Below are 16420 nucleotides of genomic sequence, written 5' to 3'. Positions count from 1 at the left end.
ATTACCAGCTCGAATAAGGCTGGCCGTTCGTTCCCATCTCATCCGAACCACTGTGCACGTCATTAATTCCCGGCTCCGACTGGTCCACGCTCTCAAGCGTGTCGCTCATCGCCGTCACCCAGGTGCTGTTGCTGTGCGTCATGGGATCCACCGGCACATCTTTGATATAGCCATCCTGCACCAGGTCGTCGAGGGACTGCGGTCCTTTCTCTTTGTCCATCGTGTAGGAATCGATCGCCTGCCGCAATACGTGCAGATCTTCCTTCAGCACCGCTTCACGCGCCGATTTTAGAGACGATATATAAGACGGAATCGCAATCGCTGCCAGCACGCCGATGATGAGCATCACCACCATCAGTTCGACCAGCGTAAATCCATCCTGCCCGCGTCTTCTTCTCGTCATCCGCATCATCACCACGTGTTAAACTTCGTCCCATCCAACGCTGTTCCATCCGACTTGGAAGACACATCGAAGACGTTCTGGCCGCCCCACGAGTCGCTGGTCGGGTCATCCTGCATCGACCGCATCCCCCACTCGTCCTTGCCCGTCATAGGATCGACGGGGATGCGCCGCAAAAAGCGCACCTTTTTCCCCTGCACATCCACGCCGTCTACCAGCGTCTGCAAATCCGGCGGATAGTTGAAGCTGTCTACCTTTGTCTGAAAGGCTCCTCGGTCAGCCGCATCCTTGTAATGGTCGATTGCGTCGCGCATCGTCCACAAGTCGTAGTGAAGCTCGCGCTCTTTCTCCCGTTTCACAGTCAACCGAGTCAGAGGAATTGCCGCTGAAGCAAGGATGGCGAGGATCGCAACCGTCACGATCAGCTCTACAAGCGTGAGCCCCGCCTCACCGCCTCTACTCCGTGATTTCAAGCAAACAGTCACACTATTCCAAAGATGTTGTTGCCTTAAGCGTTTTTCGTTTTGTTTCCAGAGCGCCGCGAAGGACCTGCCTTGTCAGTTCGCGCACAAGCGCGATATCGAAAGCCAGTCCTCTCGCAAAATTCGCTGCATGACCGCCACGCGAACCGCGCCCTGCTTCACTGCACGTGTACGACTGCCTGCGAACCCATGGCCGGCACCGGTTGCTGGGAGCTGTTCCTCACCACAGGCCGCGAGATGGCAACCGAAGCATCGCCCGGAGCCTTTGCCTGGAAAGTGAGTACAACCACCGGTCCGTTTCCGCTGATGCCAGCCGCACCCGGAGGTCTCGAGGCTGAGATCGTTACGCCGCCGTTGCCGTCATCGCGATGCACGAGCGCTACCGCCTGTCCGTCTTTGCCGAGGAAGTTTCCGACATCGACATTGATCAGACTGAGCTTGGAGCTGTCATATTGCATCTGCAGTGGCACGGAGAATACGTCCTGGCCGCCCGAAAGATTGACCGGAACCTGGAACGTCGTTCCCACCTTCTGCGGGGCCGGAGGAGCTGCCAGTTGCAGACTCACAGGAGCACCGGCATTGGCCTGCTGTTGCATCTGTCCCAGCGCGTTCTGAGCTGCCGCCTCGGCCGATTGGCCGGGAATTCCCTGACTGCCCGGCTGTGCCACTGCCGGGGTCGCCTGCGGCGGAGTGCCCGGGGCCTGTATTCTGCGCAACTCGATCGAGTTCGTTGTGCCCGTATCAATCTGGCGCGTATTCAGAGGAGAAATCTGGGCTGCACGCACCACATGCGGAATCACCAGAAAGACAATCTCATCGTCCTGCGTCTCGCGCGTTTCAGAACCAAAGATGTATCGCAGGATAGGCAATTCTGCCAGCCCCGGGGTGCCGCTCAACGAGCGGGTGCTCGACTTGGTAAGGATGCCGCCGATAATGCTGGCCTCGCCCTCTTTCAGACGAATGGTTTCCTCAGCGCTGTTATTCAGAATGACCGGCTGGCTGATGCCGCCCAGATTCAGCACAGGACCGATGGTCGAGACCTCGATCTTCATCTTCACCGTCACGTCGCGGTCATAGTGGATCTGGGGCTTCATATTGATGTTCACGCCCACGTCCATGTACTGGAACTGCGTGTTCACCAGTGAGCTGACGATCGCAGTGGCTGCGCCCGTCTGGTAAGAACCGGTGGCGACCGGATACTTTTCACCAATCTTCAGGGTCGCTTCCTGTCCGTCGGAGGCGCGAATGCGCGGGTTCTGCAGAATCTTAGAATCAGAATCGGTCAGCAGGAGATTTGCCTGCGCCTGTCCGATGGTCACAGCGAAGTTCGTGGCGTTCAAATGCGCCAGGTCATTCAGGGTCAGGCCGCCCGTTGTACTCGTGCCCGATGATGTACCTGAGGAAGATGATGAGGAAGAAGAAGAAGAAGACGAAGTCTGGTTTGCATTGGATTGCTGAAAATTGATCGTCGCCGTCTGTGGAAGCTGAATACCGATCTGCCGCGTCTTATCGCGGTTTACTTCCATGACCGCGATGTCGATTACAACCTCGGCGCGCGCCTTGTCCAGATCGTTAATGAGCTTCTGCGCCAGCAACAGCTCATCCGGCGTACCGCGCATGATGATCGCGTTTTGGCTCGGCACGGCGTACAGGTGCCCAGCGGTAAACACGTTGCGCAGTGCAGTCTGCACATCGTTCAAGTCCTGTTGCTGCGATACGTTCGTGAGATAGAAGGTCTGTACCGCCTGCTCATCCAGCTCTGCGCGCTTGCCGCGATTGTTCTGCGCCACAAAAATGGTATTCGCGGTAATGGGGCGCCAGAATGTGCCCGAGATGGTGCCGACAATCCGCAGCGCGTCATACAGATCTACGTTTGTCAGGTCCACTTGGATGCGCTTCGAGGTGTAGTCCGGATCAAAGAGCACATTGATGCCGGCGAGCTTGCCTACCGTCTGGTAGACGATCTTGCTGTCTTCGATTGAGTGAATCGTCAGCGGCTCATTCGACATTGGTTTCAGCTGTGGCGGACCGCTGATATCACTGAAAACAGGATTTGCATTCAGGGGAACCGAGGTCTCCTGGGTCGGAGGCGCGTTCATCTTTTCGCGTGTCGCCTGGATCTCCTGCTGCGCCAGTTCATTACTTGGATCGATCTCGAGCGCGTGCAGAAACTCGGTCAGCGCCCCCGTGTTGTCGCCCTGATCGCGCAGCTTCTCGCCCTGTTTTACATGGGCCGTGGCAGCCGGGAAGCGCATGCGCTCATAAGCTGCCTTGTAGCGCAGATCCTTGGGGTCCTTCTGAAAGGCCTTGTAGTAGTCATCATAGGCCGTTTGAACGTCTTCTCTCGCTTCCGCGTCCTCCGCCTGCTTAAACCATTTCTTTGCAGACTGCGCGTGGGCGCTCGTGGAAAAGCCAAAGAAAACACACAATGCGATGGAAAAGAGTACCAGCTTCGCGGCACCCGGCTTCACGGTTCGACGTTTCATGCAACTCCAGGTAAACATCTCTGGGGAAAAGGCCTCGGGAGCGGCTTGCGGAGCACGCTTGGAGAGAGAAAATTCAGCCAGCAACTTGTTTCTTTTCATTCCCGGGCGATGACCGATTATAGCAGCGGCCTCCCGGGGAACAGCTATCATCCGTCCACATGCTAGCATTAGGATTCGTACCCATGGCACGCCAAACCAGCCATCAGGTGGCTCCCGCAGCCCCGCAAAAAGTCAAAACCCAGGCGAAACCCCGCGACCCCGTCGCAGCCGGTTCGCGTGACGCCGCCGTGAACCGCGCGGCCGGGCATAATTACTTCCTTTCGGACAAGATCGAGACGGGCGTAGCCCTCCGTGGCACGGAGGTCAAATCCATCCGTGAAGGCAAGGCCAATCTCAAAGACGCTTACGGCATCATTAAAGATGGCGAAGCCTTTCTGTTGAACGCGCATATCGGTCCGTATTCCCACGGCAACTACACCAACCACGAGTCGCTCCGCACGAGGAAGCTGCTGCTGCACCAGGAAGAAATTCGCAAACTACTCATCAAGACGCAGCAGAAGGGATTTACGCTCATTCCCACTCGCCTTTATTTCCGCAATGGCCGTGTCAAATGCGAACTGGCCGTCGCCAAGGGCAAACAAGACTGGGATAAGCGTGAAACCGAACGCCGCCGCGAAGCTGATAAGGAAGCCAAAGCCGCCATCGTTCGCTCTCGCCGCCAGTAGTTCACGGAAAAATATTCATTGCCTGCGAAATGAAGGTATTCACATTTCAATCGCTCCCATCAGGCTTTTCGGATGATTTCCATCATCACGGCATTGGACTATTCCGCCCAAATTCAGCTCAAGCCCTTCACAGTTCTATAGCTAAAGCGATATGCTTCTTTGGCAATAAGATATTTTCAGTAATGGAAGGGGAGTTGTTGTGTTCTCTTCGAAAAAACTGCTGCATTTCCTCTGCCTTACCCGTCTTCGCTATCTTCCATCGGAGAGGTTTCGCATTTCAGGCTGAATGTAATTTCTCACGACTGGAACACGATAAGAAGCGCGGCGTTTTAGCATATTCCTTGTAGAGGACACACAGCACCGGATGAAAAAGATCGGAATGGGCCTCATCGGCCCGGGATTCGTTGCAGCGCACCACATTGATGCCGTCAGGCGACTTGGAGACGTAGATATTGTTGCCGTCGCCGGCTCCTCCCAGGCATCAGCCGAAAAGAAGGCGCATGAATATAAGATTGACCGCTCCTATGGCGACTATAAAGCCCTGATCGCCGATCCTGACATCCAGGTCATCCATAACACCACGCCCAACCATCTGCACCTTCCGGTTACGATGGCTGCCCTTGCGGCAGGCAAACACGTCATCTCCGATAAGCCGCTGGCCCTGAATGCGAACGAAGGTCGCCAGCTGCGCGACGCCGCCATCGCCGCAAAAGTAGCCCATGTCGTCACCTTCAATTACCGCGGCAATCCCTTAGTGCAACAGGCACGCGGCATGATCGCACGCGGCGAAACAGGGGACCTCAGCTTCGTCCACGGCTACTATCTTCAAGACTGGATGACCGACCCAAACGTCTATTCGTGGCGCTCCGACCCTGCGAAAGGCGGAACAACCTCTGCCTTGGGAGACATCGGCTCTCACTGGTGCGATCTCGCCGAACATGTCTCCGGCTTGAAGATCGCCTACGTACTCGCCGACCTTACCACCGTCATTCCCGTCCGTTATTCCTCCGGCACATCGGCAGAAGCCTTTTCCACCAAAGGCGGTAGCGATCGCCAGCCCGTAGAAGTGCATGCAGAAGACTTAGCCAGCGTCCTCCTCCGCTTCGAAAACGGCGCGAAGGGCTCTTTTTCCGTAGGACAGGTACTGCCCGGTCACAAGAATGACCTGCAACTCGAAGTAAACGGTAGAACGCTCTCCCTTAAATGGAGACAGGAAGAGCAGAACGAGCTCTGGATCGGGCGGCACAATCAACCCAACAGCATCATGGCGAAGGACCCCTCGCTGGTTTCCAAGGATGTCCTTCCCTACGTCCACCTGCCCGGCGGCCACCAGGAATCATGGGCCGACGCCTTCCGCAACATTATGAGTGACGCGTATCAGTGGGTCCGCGAAGGCGGAAAGCCGGAAGCCAGGCCAGCCGCGCTCGCTACATTTGAAGATGGCTACCGCTCAACATGCCTTGTCGAAGCCATGTTGAAAAGCCACGCAGCAGGCGGCGCATGGCAAAACGTGCAACACTCGCCGTCAAACAGCTAGGCAGCACAGTTCATAAGGAGCAATGCAGGAATGAAATTGGGAGTATTTACACCGCTGCTTTCGCAACTGCCGCTGAAGGATGTTCTGGCCAAGCTCAAGGCCCTGAACATCACAACAGTGGAACTCGGCACCGGCAACTACCCGGGCGATGCCCACTGCAAGCTCTCCATGCTGGACGATGCCGACGCCCTGAAAGAATTCCGCAAGACTCTGGACGACTCCGGTGTATCCGTCAGCGCGCTAAGCTGCCACGGCAACCCCCTTCATCCCGATCCCAAACAGGCCGAAGCGGCGCAGGAGGTCAATCGCAAAACCATCCTGCTCGCAGAAAAACTCGGCATCCCTGTTGTCGTCGATTTCTCCGGCTGCCCCGGCGACTCGCCCGACGCGAAAGCTCCCAACTGGGTCACCTGCCCCTGGCCGCCCGAATATCTCGACGTCCTGGCATGGCAATGGAAAGAAGTCGTCACTCCTTACTGGATCAAGCGCGCCGAATTCGCCGCCCAGCACAATGTCAAAATCGCCATCGAGATGCATCCCGGCTTCGTCGTCTACAGCCCGGAAACCCTGCTCCGCCTTCGCGAGATCGCCGGACCATCCATCGGCTGCAACTACGACCCCAGCCACATGTTCTGGCAAGGAATCGACCCAATCGCCGCCATCCGCGTCCTCGGAGACGCCATCTTCCACGTTCACGCGAAAGATACGCAGATCTACTCTGCCAATCTCCCACGCACCGGCGTGCTCGACACCAAGCCCTACACCGACGAGCGCAATCGCGGATGGATCTTCCGCACCTGCGGCTATGGCCACGGCGCGGAGTGGTGGAAAGAATTCGTATCGACGCTGCGCATGTATGGCTACGACAACGTACTATCCATCGAGCACGAAGACAGCCTCCTCTCAGCAGAAGAAGGCCTGACCAAAGCCGCGCAATTCCTGAATGAAGTCGTCATTAAGGAAACGCCCGGCGCCGCGTGGTGGGTATAGTGAAACTTTATTTCCCTAGTGAAAAACAATGCCAAATGAAAGCGCATCCACTTTGGCAGGAATCAACAGATTATGAATAGAAGAAACTTTATTTCATCGTCGGCCCTGGTATTCGCAGGCAGTTCGCTTCAAGGGCTTGTGCCGCGATCCTTCGCGCTCGCTCCCGACGCCGCAAAAGCCGACCATGCCCTTCGCATCGAACCCTGCACGCTTGATATCGGTCCCGGCGTTTCAATAAAGACACTTGCCTATAACGGACAGGTTCCCGGCCCGCTGCTTCGCCTGCGCGAAGGCGTCCCAGTCTCCATCGACGTGACCAACGCAACCGATAATGCCGACATCGTCCACTGGCACGGCCTCGCCATCGATTCGCTCAATGACGGAGCGATGGAAGAAGGCTCCCCGATGATTCCTGCCGGCCACACGCAGCGTTATTCCTTCACGCCTCGCCCCTCGGGCACGCGCTGGTATCACACCCACGCCACCGCCAACGACAATCTCGCCATCGGCACCTATACCGGCCAATTCGGCTTTCTGCTGATCGAAGGCAGCGAGCAGCCCGCGCACTACGATCAGGAGATCAACCTCGCCATTCATCACTGGGAGCCCTCATTCGTTCCCATGGTCGATACCATGCGAGAGCAGTCCTCCAATATGCCTCAAACCACCGGCTCCGATGTCGGCTACAAGTACGCCACCATCAACTCCCACATGCTGGGTGCAGGCGAGCCGATCCGCGTCAAGCAGGGTCAGCGCATCCTTATGCGCCTGCTTAATGCCAGCGGCACGGAAAATGTCGTGCTCGCGCTTCCCGGCCACACCTTCAAGATCATCGCCATGGACGGCAATCCGGTCCCCAATCCGAAATCAGTCGAAGTTCTCTCGCTCGCCGTTGCCGAGCGCGTCGATGCCGTCGTCGAAATGAACTCGCCGGGTGTCTGGATACTTGGCTCAACGAACGAAAAGTCGCGGCAGATGGGCCTCGGCATCGTCGTCGAATACGCAGGCAAAAAAGGCGCGCCCGTATGGAAAGATCCCGCGCCCGCTGAATGGGACTACACGCAGTTTGCCAATACAACGGCTGCCCCTGAGCCCGACCAGACCTTTACCCTGACATTTCGCGACATCGGCGCACTTCACGGATCGAAGTTCGATACCTGGACCATCAATAACAAGTCATGGCCAGACATCGATCCTCTCATCGTGCAAAAAGGCAAGCGTTATCGGCTCGTCTTCCGCAACGGCAGCGGAGATCAGCACCCTATGCATCTCCACCGCCACACATTCGAAGTGACGCGCATCGGCGATAAACAGATCAGCGGCCTCAAGAAAGATGTCATCAATGTCATGCCGCTCGACAGCGTCGCTGTAGATTTCGTCGCCGACAATCCCGGCGATACCCTCATGCACTGTCATCAGCAGCTGCACATGGACTACGGATTTATGCAGCTCATCAAGTACGCAGGATGACCACCAACTCGGATTCAGACAGCATCTGTACGGAAGCCAAAATTGTGATGGAAGGTAACCATCGGTTCATGAAGAAAATTCACACTGCAACACTTTTCGCCGTTCTTCTCGGAATTTCTCCCGCTGTGATGAGCGCGCAGGCGCCGCCCGCTGGCACAGAACCGGCGCATGTTGCCGCGTCCGTCGGCGCACAGTCCTATGCAAAACACTGCTCCATCTGTCATGGTGAGCAACGCGAGGGCAATATTCCAGGCTTCCCTCCCTTGCTCGATGTGGGCCGCCAGCTCAATCCGCAGCAGATTACCGATCTCATTCATAAAGGCAAGGGCCGCATGCCCGCCTTCCCTACGCTTCAGGACGGTGAGTTATCAGAGCTGCTGCATTTCCTCACCACGGACGATCTTTCCGCGCCCGCGCACTCAGCCACCGTTTCCACGAGTGCTGCCGAAGCTGGCCAACGCCTCTTCCAGCGCAACTGCGCCTTCTGCCATGGACGTGATGCCGCAGGTGGTGAAACAGGACCTGACCTCACGCGGTCCAAACTCGTTCTCGCGGATGTGAACGGCAACAAAATCTCTGAAGTGATTCACAACGGCCGCCCGGAAAAGAAGATGCCTGCCTTTAATTTCTCGAACGACGAGGTCGCTTCTCTCGTGGCCTTCATTCACTCGCAGCAGTCCAAGGCCGCCGCGCATCCCGGCAGCCGCCGCGGTGTCGATGTCTCTGACTTGCAGACAGGCAATGTCGAAGCTGGAAAGCAATACTTCGACCATGCCTGCGCCAGCTGCCACTCGGCCACCGGAGACCTGAAAGGGATTGCCTCCCGCCTTGAGGGCCTGCAACTTGAAGAGCAGATGCTCTACCCGCGCGAAGCCAAACGCTACGCAACGGTCAGCCTTCCGTCAGGAGAAAAAATCCGCGGTCTGGTCATCTATCTCGACGAGTTCACCGTCGGCATACGCGATGACAGTGGCACTTATCACTCATGGTCTGTGAACCGCGTCCACTACACGGTCGAAGATCCGGCGAACGGTCACGTGGAACTCTTCAGCAAATACACTGACGCCGACATCCACAATTTAATGGCATACTTGCAAACCCTGCGATAGGTGCTCGGCTGCACCCGCATCTATTGACGAGGTCACATAACTGTTATGAAGTTTTTGAAACACGCTTTGGTCTTTGCTACGGCCGCACTCCTGCCCTTGATGCCGCACGCGTCGGTCGCGCAAAACCTTGATCCTGACACGATCGCGCATCCCGCGCCGGACACCTGGCCGAACTATCACGGTGACTACACCGGGCGGCGGCATAGCCATCTCACGCAGATCGCGCCGCAAAATGTCGGGAATCTCGGCCTTGCCTGGGCGTTCCAGACCAACCAGGGCGCGTCCATCAAGTCCACGCCGCTGCTGGTCGATGGCGTTCTCTATTTCACCGTTCCCGATCACATCTGGGCTGTCGATGCCCGCTCCGGCCACATGCTTTGGCACTACAACAAGCCCACCGATCAGGGCGACCATATCGGCCAGCGCGGTGTTGCCATGTATAAGGGATGGCTTTACTACCTCACTCCCGACTGCCACCTCATCTCGCTCAACGCCAAAGATGGCACGATCCGTTGGAGTGTCCAGATTGCCGACGTAACCAAGGGCTACTGGACCACGATGGCGCCGCTTGTCGTCCGCAACCACGTGATCGTCGGCGTCTCCGGAGACTTCGACAATCTGTCTGGCTATCTGCGTTCCGTCGATCCTGAAACCGGAGAAGCACAGTGGCAATGGAACAGCACGCCTCCAGCCGGAACGCCGAACAGCACCACCGGCGGCATGACGTGGATGACCGGCACCTACGACCCCGACCTAAATCTCCTCTACTGGGGCACCGGCAATCCCACACCTGTTCTCAACGGCAAAACTCGTCCCGGCGACAACCACTATACCTGCAGCATTGTCGCTCTCAATCCCGACACCGGAAAACTCGCATGGGGCTTCTCCGTCTCACCCCATGACACGCATGATTGGGACGCCGTCGAAACACCTGTCCTTGTCGACCGCGATTTCCACGGTCAGCCGCGCAAGATGCTCATGCAGTCTTCTCGCAATGGCTACTTCTTCGTTCTCGACCGCACCAATGGGAAGAGTTTGCTCACCACCCCATTTGGCCCTGTGAACTGGGCTCTCGGCGTCGATAAAGACGGCCGCCCCATTCCGAACCCGGACAAGGAACCTGCGCCCGATGGTCGTTTTATCGCGCCGGATGAAGGCGGTCTCACCAATTTCCGCGCACCTAGTTTCGATCAAAAAACCGGCCTTTTTATCGTGGATGCCCACCCGAGCTACAGCATTTACTTCGCCAAGCCTGCCGACGGCAATTATGGCTGGGCAGGAGCTGACTATGGCGTTTGGGGTAAAGGTGTCATCGAGGCGATCGACTATCAAACCGGCAAAATTCGTTGGAGCCACGACGTTGGCCGCGGAGGTGCGGGTGCAGGCGTGCTGACCACCGAATCCGGCTTGACCTTCACTGGAGACGCGTACGGAAACGTCCTCGCACTGGATACCAGCAATGGCAAGACACTTTGGCATGCCGGCACAGGTGCAGGGATGCAAAGTTCGCCTTCCACCTATGAACTCGACGGGCGGCAGTATGTCATGACCAGCAGCGGTGGCGTGCTCTTCGCCTGGGCGCTCCCCGAAACCACCCACAGGACAGCGTCCGCCCGATAAGGGATTAGCATGCTGATCGGCAAAAACCTGGGTGCCCCATCCTGAGCGAAGCGAAGGGTGGGACATCACATTCCCCATCCCCTGGCTCCGAATGTGAAGAAGGATGACACAGCGCCCACCACAACAGCTGCGAGCTATGCTTTCTTAGCGTCCTCAGCGGCAGAAGTTCCTCTAGCGAACCGGAGAAACGCCGGTCTGGATATACACATCCTCCCCTGCGATACTAAGCAAAGCCATGAGTGAAGTCTGCCCAAAGTGCGATGGAATGGGAATGCGGGTGGTCCGGCAAAAAAACGGCACCCAGGCAGCCGAAGCCTGCGAATGTCAGTTTGAGCGTCGCCGGAGACAGCTTCTGGTTCGAGCCGGTATTCCGCGCCGCTACGAGCACTGTTCGTTGGAAAACTACAAATTCGACGGCCAGGGCATCGACCGATCGCAGACCATGGCCGCTCAAAGGGCGCGCCAGTTCGTGGACAATTACCCGGTGGGCACCGACGGACAGGGATTGCTCTTTACTGGATCCATCGGAGTAGGTAAAACCCACCTGAGCGTAGGAATTCTCCAGGCGCTGATCGTTGAAAAAGGCGTCCATGGCCTCTTTTGCGACTACCGCGAGCTGCTCAAGGAAATTCAGAACTCCTACAACCCGCAGGTATCCACGACGGAGCTGGAAATTCTCAGGCCGGTCTTCGATGCCGAGGTGCTGGTGATCGACGAGCTGGGCGCGGCCAAGCCAACTGATTGGGTATGGGATACCGTCGCCCACATCCTCAATACCCGCTACAACGACAAACGTACGACGATCATCACCACGAACTACGCCGACCAGTCGCCCGGCGGGACCGGAGCCGCGAACCGCGCCATGCGCGAAGAAACCTTGGGCGACCGTATCGGGGAACGCATGCGCTCTCGTCTGGCTGAGATGTGTGTCGTCGTGGAGATGACCGGCAGCGATTTCCGCCGCGGTGAGCGGCGGGCGCGATTCGCCTGAACAGAAAAATCAGACAGCCGCTGTCAAAAGCAGCAGCAAAGCCGCAACCACCGTTGCTGCCTGATAAACATAATCGGCGGCTTTTCTCGGCATGGCGTCGGCCCTGACTACTGCTCGAAGGGTAGGCGTTTCAGGGAGGTTTTCCATTTCAGCCTCAAATTCGTAACGGTATCTTTAGCCCATTTGCTTCAGCTCGTGACCCGGATGAGCTTTCTGTAGTTCTGTACCATTTAGACACGGTTTTGACTTCAGTAGGTGCGAAATATGTAAATTTTTGCGCGATGGTGTGTCGTCGGCATTACTGACCCTCAAATCCAGCCTTAAAAAGCCTCGAAATCACATCTAAATCGTGACGAAATGCGCGATTTCGTGACATACAAATAGCCCGGATCGAGGATTTTCCTGGCTCAGATGTAAAATCCAACTGATGAACGATCAGCAGAATGCATCCGGATTTCTTTCCAAAACAACCGAAAAGGAGTCCCGTTCCTTTCTTCCCTGGATCATCGCTGGCGCGGTTGTGATCGCAGGTTTGCTGCTTTTGTTCATCTTTGGCGGGAAAAAGGCCGCCCCATACAATCCCGGCGGAGCCGCACTAGCCGCGGCTGATCCCTATGCAGCCAGTTTGCCAATTACCGGCCTCCAGATGAGCGAATCGCACAACTTCGCGGGAGGCAAAGTGACTTATGTAGACGGCCAGCTGACTAATACCGGCGCCCAGACCATTTCCTCGATCACGGTGCAATTAGCCTTTCGCGACTTCGGCAATCAGCTCGCACAAAAAGAAACTCAACAGCTGGCTCTCATCCGCACACGCGAACCGTATGTCGATACAGAGCCTGTCTCTGCCGATCCGATAAAACCTGGGGATCGGCGCGATTTTCGCATAGTTCTCGATCAGATAGTCGGCGATTGGAATGGCCAATATCCTGAAGTACGCATTATCCAGACCAGCAGCAAGTAATTTCTACTCCGCTCCCACTAGGCAAATTTTTCCTATCTAAAGCGTAAACTGCGCTCGATTCCGCTCGAAACTTCGGAACTCATATCAAAAGCTTTCCTGTGGATATTTCCGTCATTCAACCCGCAAGTTATTCAATTCAATAACCCTAACAACTTTGTTCCATCTCTGCGGTGAGTTTGGCAAGCCAACTGCTATTTATCTCTGCGTAAGGGACGCTGCGCAGCATCCGGAGTGTGTTCTTAGCAGGAAGTTACTACGAAGGATACAAAACGATGAAAATGACTAAAAAAAATCCAGATCTCCGCATAGTAGCAACATTGGTTCTCGCAGCGAGCCTCGGAATCCCAGCGTTTGCACAATCGGGTCAGTCCTCCCCACCGCCCTCCCCCACCCCCAATGCACAAGTGCAGACGGGCGCTTCGGCCAGTGGTACAGCAAATGGAATGAACCCGAACGATAACAGCACGTACGCAACAGGTCAGCCCCTCCCCACCAAGTCGAATGAAGGTTTCTGGGGCCACATGAATCCATTTGCCCGCAAGAAGTGGGTAAATCGGCAGTTGAGCCCCGTAAAAGACCGCCTGAATGAGTTGGATCAACTGACGGCCAAAAACGCTAATGACATCAAGGATGTCGATTCGCGAGCTCAGGCCGGCATTCATCAGGCTCAGAGTACGGCTGATCAGGCAAACCAGACCGCCCAGACCGCCAGCAGCACGGCAAATCAGGCTCAGTCGACGGCTCAACAGGCCAGTAATCAGACAGGTAAGCTGAATACCACGGTGGCTGGAATAGACCAATATCAGAAGGTAAACGACACGGAAATACGTTTCCGCTCCGGCCAGACCACCCTGAACGCGAAAGCTAAAGATGCTCTCGATCAGATTGCAACCCAGCTCCAGGGTCAAAAGGGTTACATCGTCGAAGTCGAAGGATATTCGCGCACCCGTGGTCAGGCAGGTATCCAGAGTTCGCAGCACATGGCGGATGCAGTTGTCCGCTACCTCGTGACCGAGCACCAGATTCCGGTCTATCGCATCCATCAGGTTGCGATGGGCAATGCCAAGCTTGAAAGTTCGGATGGCACGGCAGCGACCGGTAGCGTGGTTCGTGTATCGACGATGCAAAACAGTTTAGCGGCCTTGAACTCGCCTTCCTCGAATGCGAGTTCGCCGATTGGTGCGACGCAGCAGTCTTCCGCGCAGCCCTCCCCTCAGGGTGCTGCGTCGCAACCAGCGGGACAACCACAACAATAAAAAAGGTCCGCAACCAAGCTCTCACACAACGAGAGAACCAAGGCAGATTGGCCCCTCCCCCGAGGGGCCCTTTTTTTGCCTGAAATAGCTATCCGGCCGGAAGCGCTGCACTATTCTTCGGACGTTGACAGATTCCGTCACATAAAGCGAAACGCCTCTTCAATCAAGAAGAGGCGTTTGTGGCAGTAGGTGCCCACCATAGGCCAGGCAGTCTTTTTTATTGCGGTTGTTGGTCTGGCGGCGTAGCCGGCGGGGTTACAGGTTTCTTCTTCTTTTTAGTCGTGCTGGCAGGTTTTGCTGGACCGTCATTCACGACCGTGGTTTTCGCCGGTGCTGCAGGCTGCACGGTTGCCGCCTGCTGGACGGCGGCGCGGAGCTTGATTGCCTCTTCCTCGGCCGTCTTTGAAATATTCACGATCATGTTGCCCAGCTCAGTCCGAGCCGATTCCAGAGTATGCAGCGCATCGGCAACGCTGTTGGCTTCATTCTGCGGCGCCGCAAGTTCGGCCGTCTGCGAGACGCGTAAGAGTACATCGTAAAGAGCATCAATGTTGCGATAAACAGGAAATACGGCCGAGACCTGGGTTGGTGCAGCATCAGCAGTCGCGAGCAAACCCGGAAGAGTGTTGCTGAGATCATGCTGGATGGAAGTGGTGTTGTCTTGCGTAGCAGAGCGCACCTCGCCGGGAGCCTTCCATCGCGAAATATTTAATCCGGCCATCGTATGGCTCACATTGTTAAGGGCGGGTTGCATAATATCGGAGGGTTTCGCGGGCACCTGGGCCGTCTGTGCTGCGGCGTTGGCTCCGGCGGCGTTAGTCTGACAAAAAGACATTCCTGCACTCAGGGAAATAGCTAGCGAACCGGCACCAATCAGCCGCCAGGAAACACTTCGACTTATAAATTGCATATAGTTTCCCGATGCGGCCTTCCTTATGATGGTTGCTTCGTGTGAACACAGTCCATGATGACGAAACAGGGATTTCCAGAGACTCAGTTTGACGAAACGTTAGTCATCCTAGAAAATAAGAACAGTCCTTCGTTAATGTGGGCCTGTGGCGCAGCTGGGAGCGCGCTTCCATGGCATGGAAGAGGTCATCGGTTCGATCCCGATCAGGTCCACCAATAAACCCAACAACTTAGCGGATTCGCAGAAAAAACGCGATACGCTTTCGATACGTTGGTTCTCATGCTGCATCCTCCGCAGCACTTTCTACGACATTTCTTGAACGGTCCAGAAGAACATCGACCACCCGGCTCTGCGCTTCTCGCTTGGCTGAAGTCAGGGCCTTCGTGTAAATGTTCATCGTCGTGGAGATGTTGGCGTGGCGCATCAACTCCTGCACCACTTTGACATCTTCCCCGTTTGCTTTGAGCAGCGTTGAGTAGGTGTGCCGGAAGGTATGGAAACCGACCCACTTGGTGATTCCGGCCCGTTTCGCAGCAGGTTGCAGGAAGCGATCCAGAAGCGTATCGGCCCAGGGCGGCATTTTGCCCTGAACTCGTTCGCTGGCGAAGACCCAGTCCTCCGGCTCTGCGTAGCAGGTTTCCCGCTTCCAGGCCAACAACTCGGCTGTGGTTAACTCATCGATGGGGACCGGCCTGCGGGAGGTCTCTGTCTTGCACTTCCCCACAATGCCGTCCACGACCGACCGGGTAACGTCCATCTGCAACGTCTTCCAGTCGATGTCCATCCACTTCAGTCCCAGGACTTCGCTTATCCGCAGCCCTGTAGTCGCAGCCACGATGCCAATGACGCGCATCCTCTGCGGCAACTCCAGAATGAGCGCACGGAACTCTGCCACTTCCAGTGGTTCCGTGACCCGCTTCCGCTTGGTGCTCTGGCGGACGGCAAAGATGGGGTTTTCTCCATCATTGAGCCAGCCATAGCGGATCGCGTGTTGGAAGACTTCACTCATGATGCCCTTGATCTTCGCTTTGGTCCCATTCGCTAAATCGTCGATGGAGCCAAGCCACCGCTCCACCGCTACCGCTTTGATCTCCCGAAGACGGTAATGGCCCCAACGCGGAACGATTCTTGCCTTCAGATAAACAGCGTAGGTCTGCTTTGTCTGTACGACCTTCCGCTCGGATTCTTTTTCCAGATCCAACTCGATCAACCGGTAGTGTTCTACCAATTGCTCAAATGTTTCTGGCAAACCTTCAGGACGGGAGGTGTGATGGTTAACGTCGAGGCGCAGTGTGGAAACGGCTTTCCATGCCGCCGTTTCCGTTGGGTACTGCTTCACTGAACCAATTACAAGAGCACGCATTTTGGGTTTACCTTTGGCGTCAATATCCCGCCATCGATAAACCCAGACTTCTGGCCCCTTCTTGCGCTGATGACGGCTGAAAAAGCCGTGTTGATACCGTGGTCGATTCAAGAGACA

Annotated in this window: 15 protein-coding genes and 1 tRNA gene; 10 read left to right on the top strand and 6 right to left on the bottom strand. The window is 56.2% G+C overall.

Annotated elements, in window-relative coordinates:
• Position 1: 1 nt before the first annotated feature.
• From GSQ86_RS19080 to GSQ86_RS19070, 3 genes are all read right to left on the bottom strand, one after another.
• The gene (locus tag GSQ86_RS19080) at positions 2–403 is read right to left on the bottom strand and encodes a type II secretion system protein (RefSeq protein ID WP_158751786.1); all 402 of its coding nucleotides are present in this window, start codon (positions 401–403) and stop codon (positions 2–4) included.
• A gap of 8 nt (positions 404–411) precedes the next feature.
• The gene (locus GSQ86_RS19075; RefSeq protein WP_254062492.1) at positions 412–873 is read right to left on the bottom strand and encodes a type II secretion system protein; all 462 of its coding nucleotides are present in this window, start codon (positions 871–873) and stop codon (positions 412–414) included.
• A gap of 167 nt (positions 874–1040) precedes the next feature.
• On the bottom strand, positions 1041–3368 hold the full coding sequence (locus tag GSQ86_RS19070; protein ID WP_158751784.1) for a cohesin domain-containing protein: 2328 nt from the start codon (positions 3366–3368) through the stop codon (positions 1041–1043).
• A gap of 182 nt (positions 3369–3550) precedes the next feature.
• Between GSQ86_RS19070 and smpB the strand changes: the two genes are divergently transcribed.
• The 7 genes from smpB (at position 3551) to GSQ86_RS19035 (ending at position 11810) form a co-directional block, all read left to right on the top strand.
• Positions 3551–4093, top strand: coding sequence for an SsrA-binding protein SmpB (gene smpB / locus GSQ86_RS19065; RefSeq protein WP_158751783.1), 543 nt, complete (start codon positions 3551–3553; stop codon positions 4091–4093).
• Between the two features lie 364 nt (positions 4094–4457).
• Positions 4458–5630 (top strand): Gfo/Idh/MocA family protein, encoded by a 1173-nt coding sequence (locus GSQ86_RS19060; protein ID WP_158751782.1) that lies wholly within the window; start codon positions 4458–4460, stop codon positions 5628–5630.
• Between the two features lie 30 nt (positions 5631–5660).
• Positions 5661–6620, top strand: coding sequence for a sugar phosphate isomerase/epimerase (locus tag GSQ86_RS19055; RefSeq protein ID WP_158751781.1), 960 nt, complete (start codon positions 5661–5663; stop codon positions 6618–6620).
• A 72-nt stretch (positions 6621–6692) separates the two neighbouring features.
• Positions 6693–8090: a multicopper oxidase family protein gene (locus GSQ86_RS19050; RefSeq protein ID WP_158751780.1), complete on the top strand. Its 1398-nt coding sequence runs from the start codon at positions 6693–6695 to the stop codon at positions 8088–8090.
• 68 nt (positions 8091–8158) lie between these two features.
• Positions 8159–9199, top strand: a complete 1041-nt coding sequence (locus tag GSQ86_RS19045) for a cytochrome c (RefSeq protein ID WP_216841212.1) — start codon at positions 8159–8161, stop codon at positions 9197–9199.
• 45 nt (positions 9200–9244) lie between these two features.
• Complete coding sequence (locus GSQ86_RS19040; RefSeq protein ID WP_158751779.1) at positions 9245–10819, top strand: acido-empty-quinoprotein group A; 1575 nt, start codon at positions 9245–9247, stop codon at positions 10817–10819.
• A 235-nt stretch (positions 10820–11054) separates the two neighbouring features.
• Positions 11055–11810 carry an ATP-binding protein gene (locus tag GSQ86_RS19035; RefSeq protein WP_158751778.1) on the top strand — a complete coding sequence of 252 codons (756 nt, stop codon included), beginning with the start codon at positions 11055–11057 and terminating at the stop codon, positions 11808–11810.
• 9 nt (positions 11811–11819) lie between these two features.
• Here the strand turns inward: GSQ86_RS19035 and GSQ86_RS19030 are convergent, their stop codons facing one another.
• Positions 11820–11957 (bottom strand): hypothetical protein, encoded by a 138-nt coding sequence (locus GSQ86_RS19030; RefSeq protein ID WP_158751777.1) that lies wholly within the window; start codon positions 11955–11957, stop codon positions 11820–11822.
• Between the two features lie 280 nt (positions 11958–12237).
• On the opposite strand from GSQ86_RS19030, the gene GSQ86_RS19025 reads away from it, so the two are divergent.
• Together GSQ86_RS19025 and GSQ86_RS19020 are read left to right on the top strand one after the other, a co-directional pair.
• Entirely contained in the window at positions 12238–12774 is a 537-nt protein-coding gene (locus GSQ86_RS19025) for a DUF2393 family protein (RefSeq protein WP_158751776.1), read from the top strand.
• A gap of 272 nt (positions 12775–13046) precedes the next feature.
• On the top strand, positions 13047–14030 hold the full coding sequence (locus tag GSQ86_RS19020; RefSeq protein ID WP_254062491.1) for an OmpA family protein: 984 nt from the start codon (positions 13047–13049) through the stop codon (positions 14028–14030).
• Between the two features lie 217 nt (positions 14031–14247).
• On the opposite strand, the gene GSQ86_RS19015 is transcribed toward GSQ86_RS19020, so the two are convergent.
• Positions 14248–14865 carry a hypothetical protein gene (locus GSQ86_RS19015; protein ID WP_158751775.1) on the bottom strand — a complete coding sequence of 206 codons (618 nt, stop codon included), beginning with the start codon at positions 14863–14865 and terminating at the stop codon, positions 14248–14250.
• A gap of 214 nt (positions 14866–15079) precedes the next feature.
• Between GSQ86_RS19015 and GSQ86_RS19010 the strand changes: the two genes are divergently transcribed.
• Positions 15080–15155: transfer RNA gene (locus tag GSQ86_RS19010), tRNA-Ala, on the top strand.
• 62 nt (positions 15156–15217) lie between these two features.
• Here the strand turns inward: GSQ86_RS19010 and GSQ86_RS19005 are convergent.
• Complete coding sequence (locus GSQ86_RS19005) at positions 15218–16414, bottom strand: site-specific integrase (RefSeq protein ID WP_158751774.1); 1197 nt, start codon at positions 16412–16414, stop codon at positions 15218–15220.
• Positions 16415–16420 lie beyond the last annotated feature (6 nt).

It is taken from the genome of Acidobacterium sp. S8 (genome assembly GCF_009765985.1).
Lineage (GTDB): Bacteria > Acidobacteriota > Terriglobia > Terriglobales > Acidobacteriaceae > Alloacidobacterium.
Note: the sequence above shows the minus strand (reverse complement) of the source record. Positions and strands in the feature narration are given on the sequence as shown.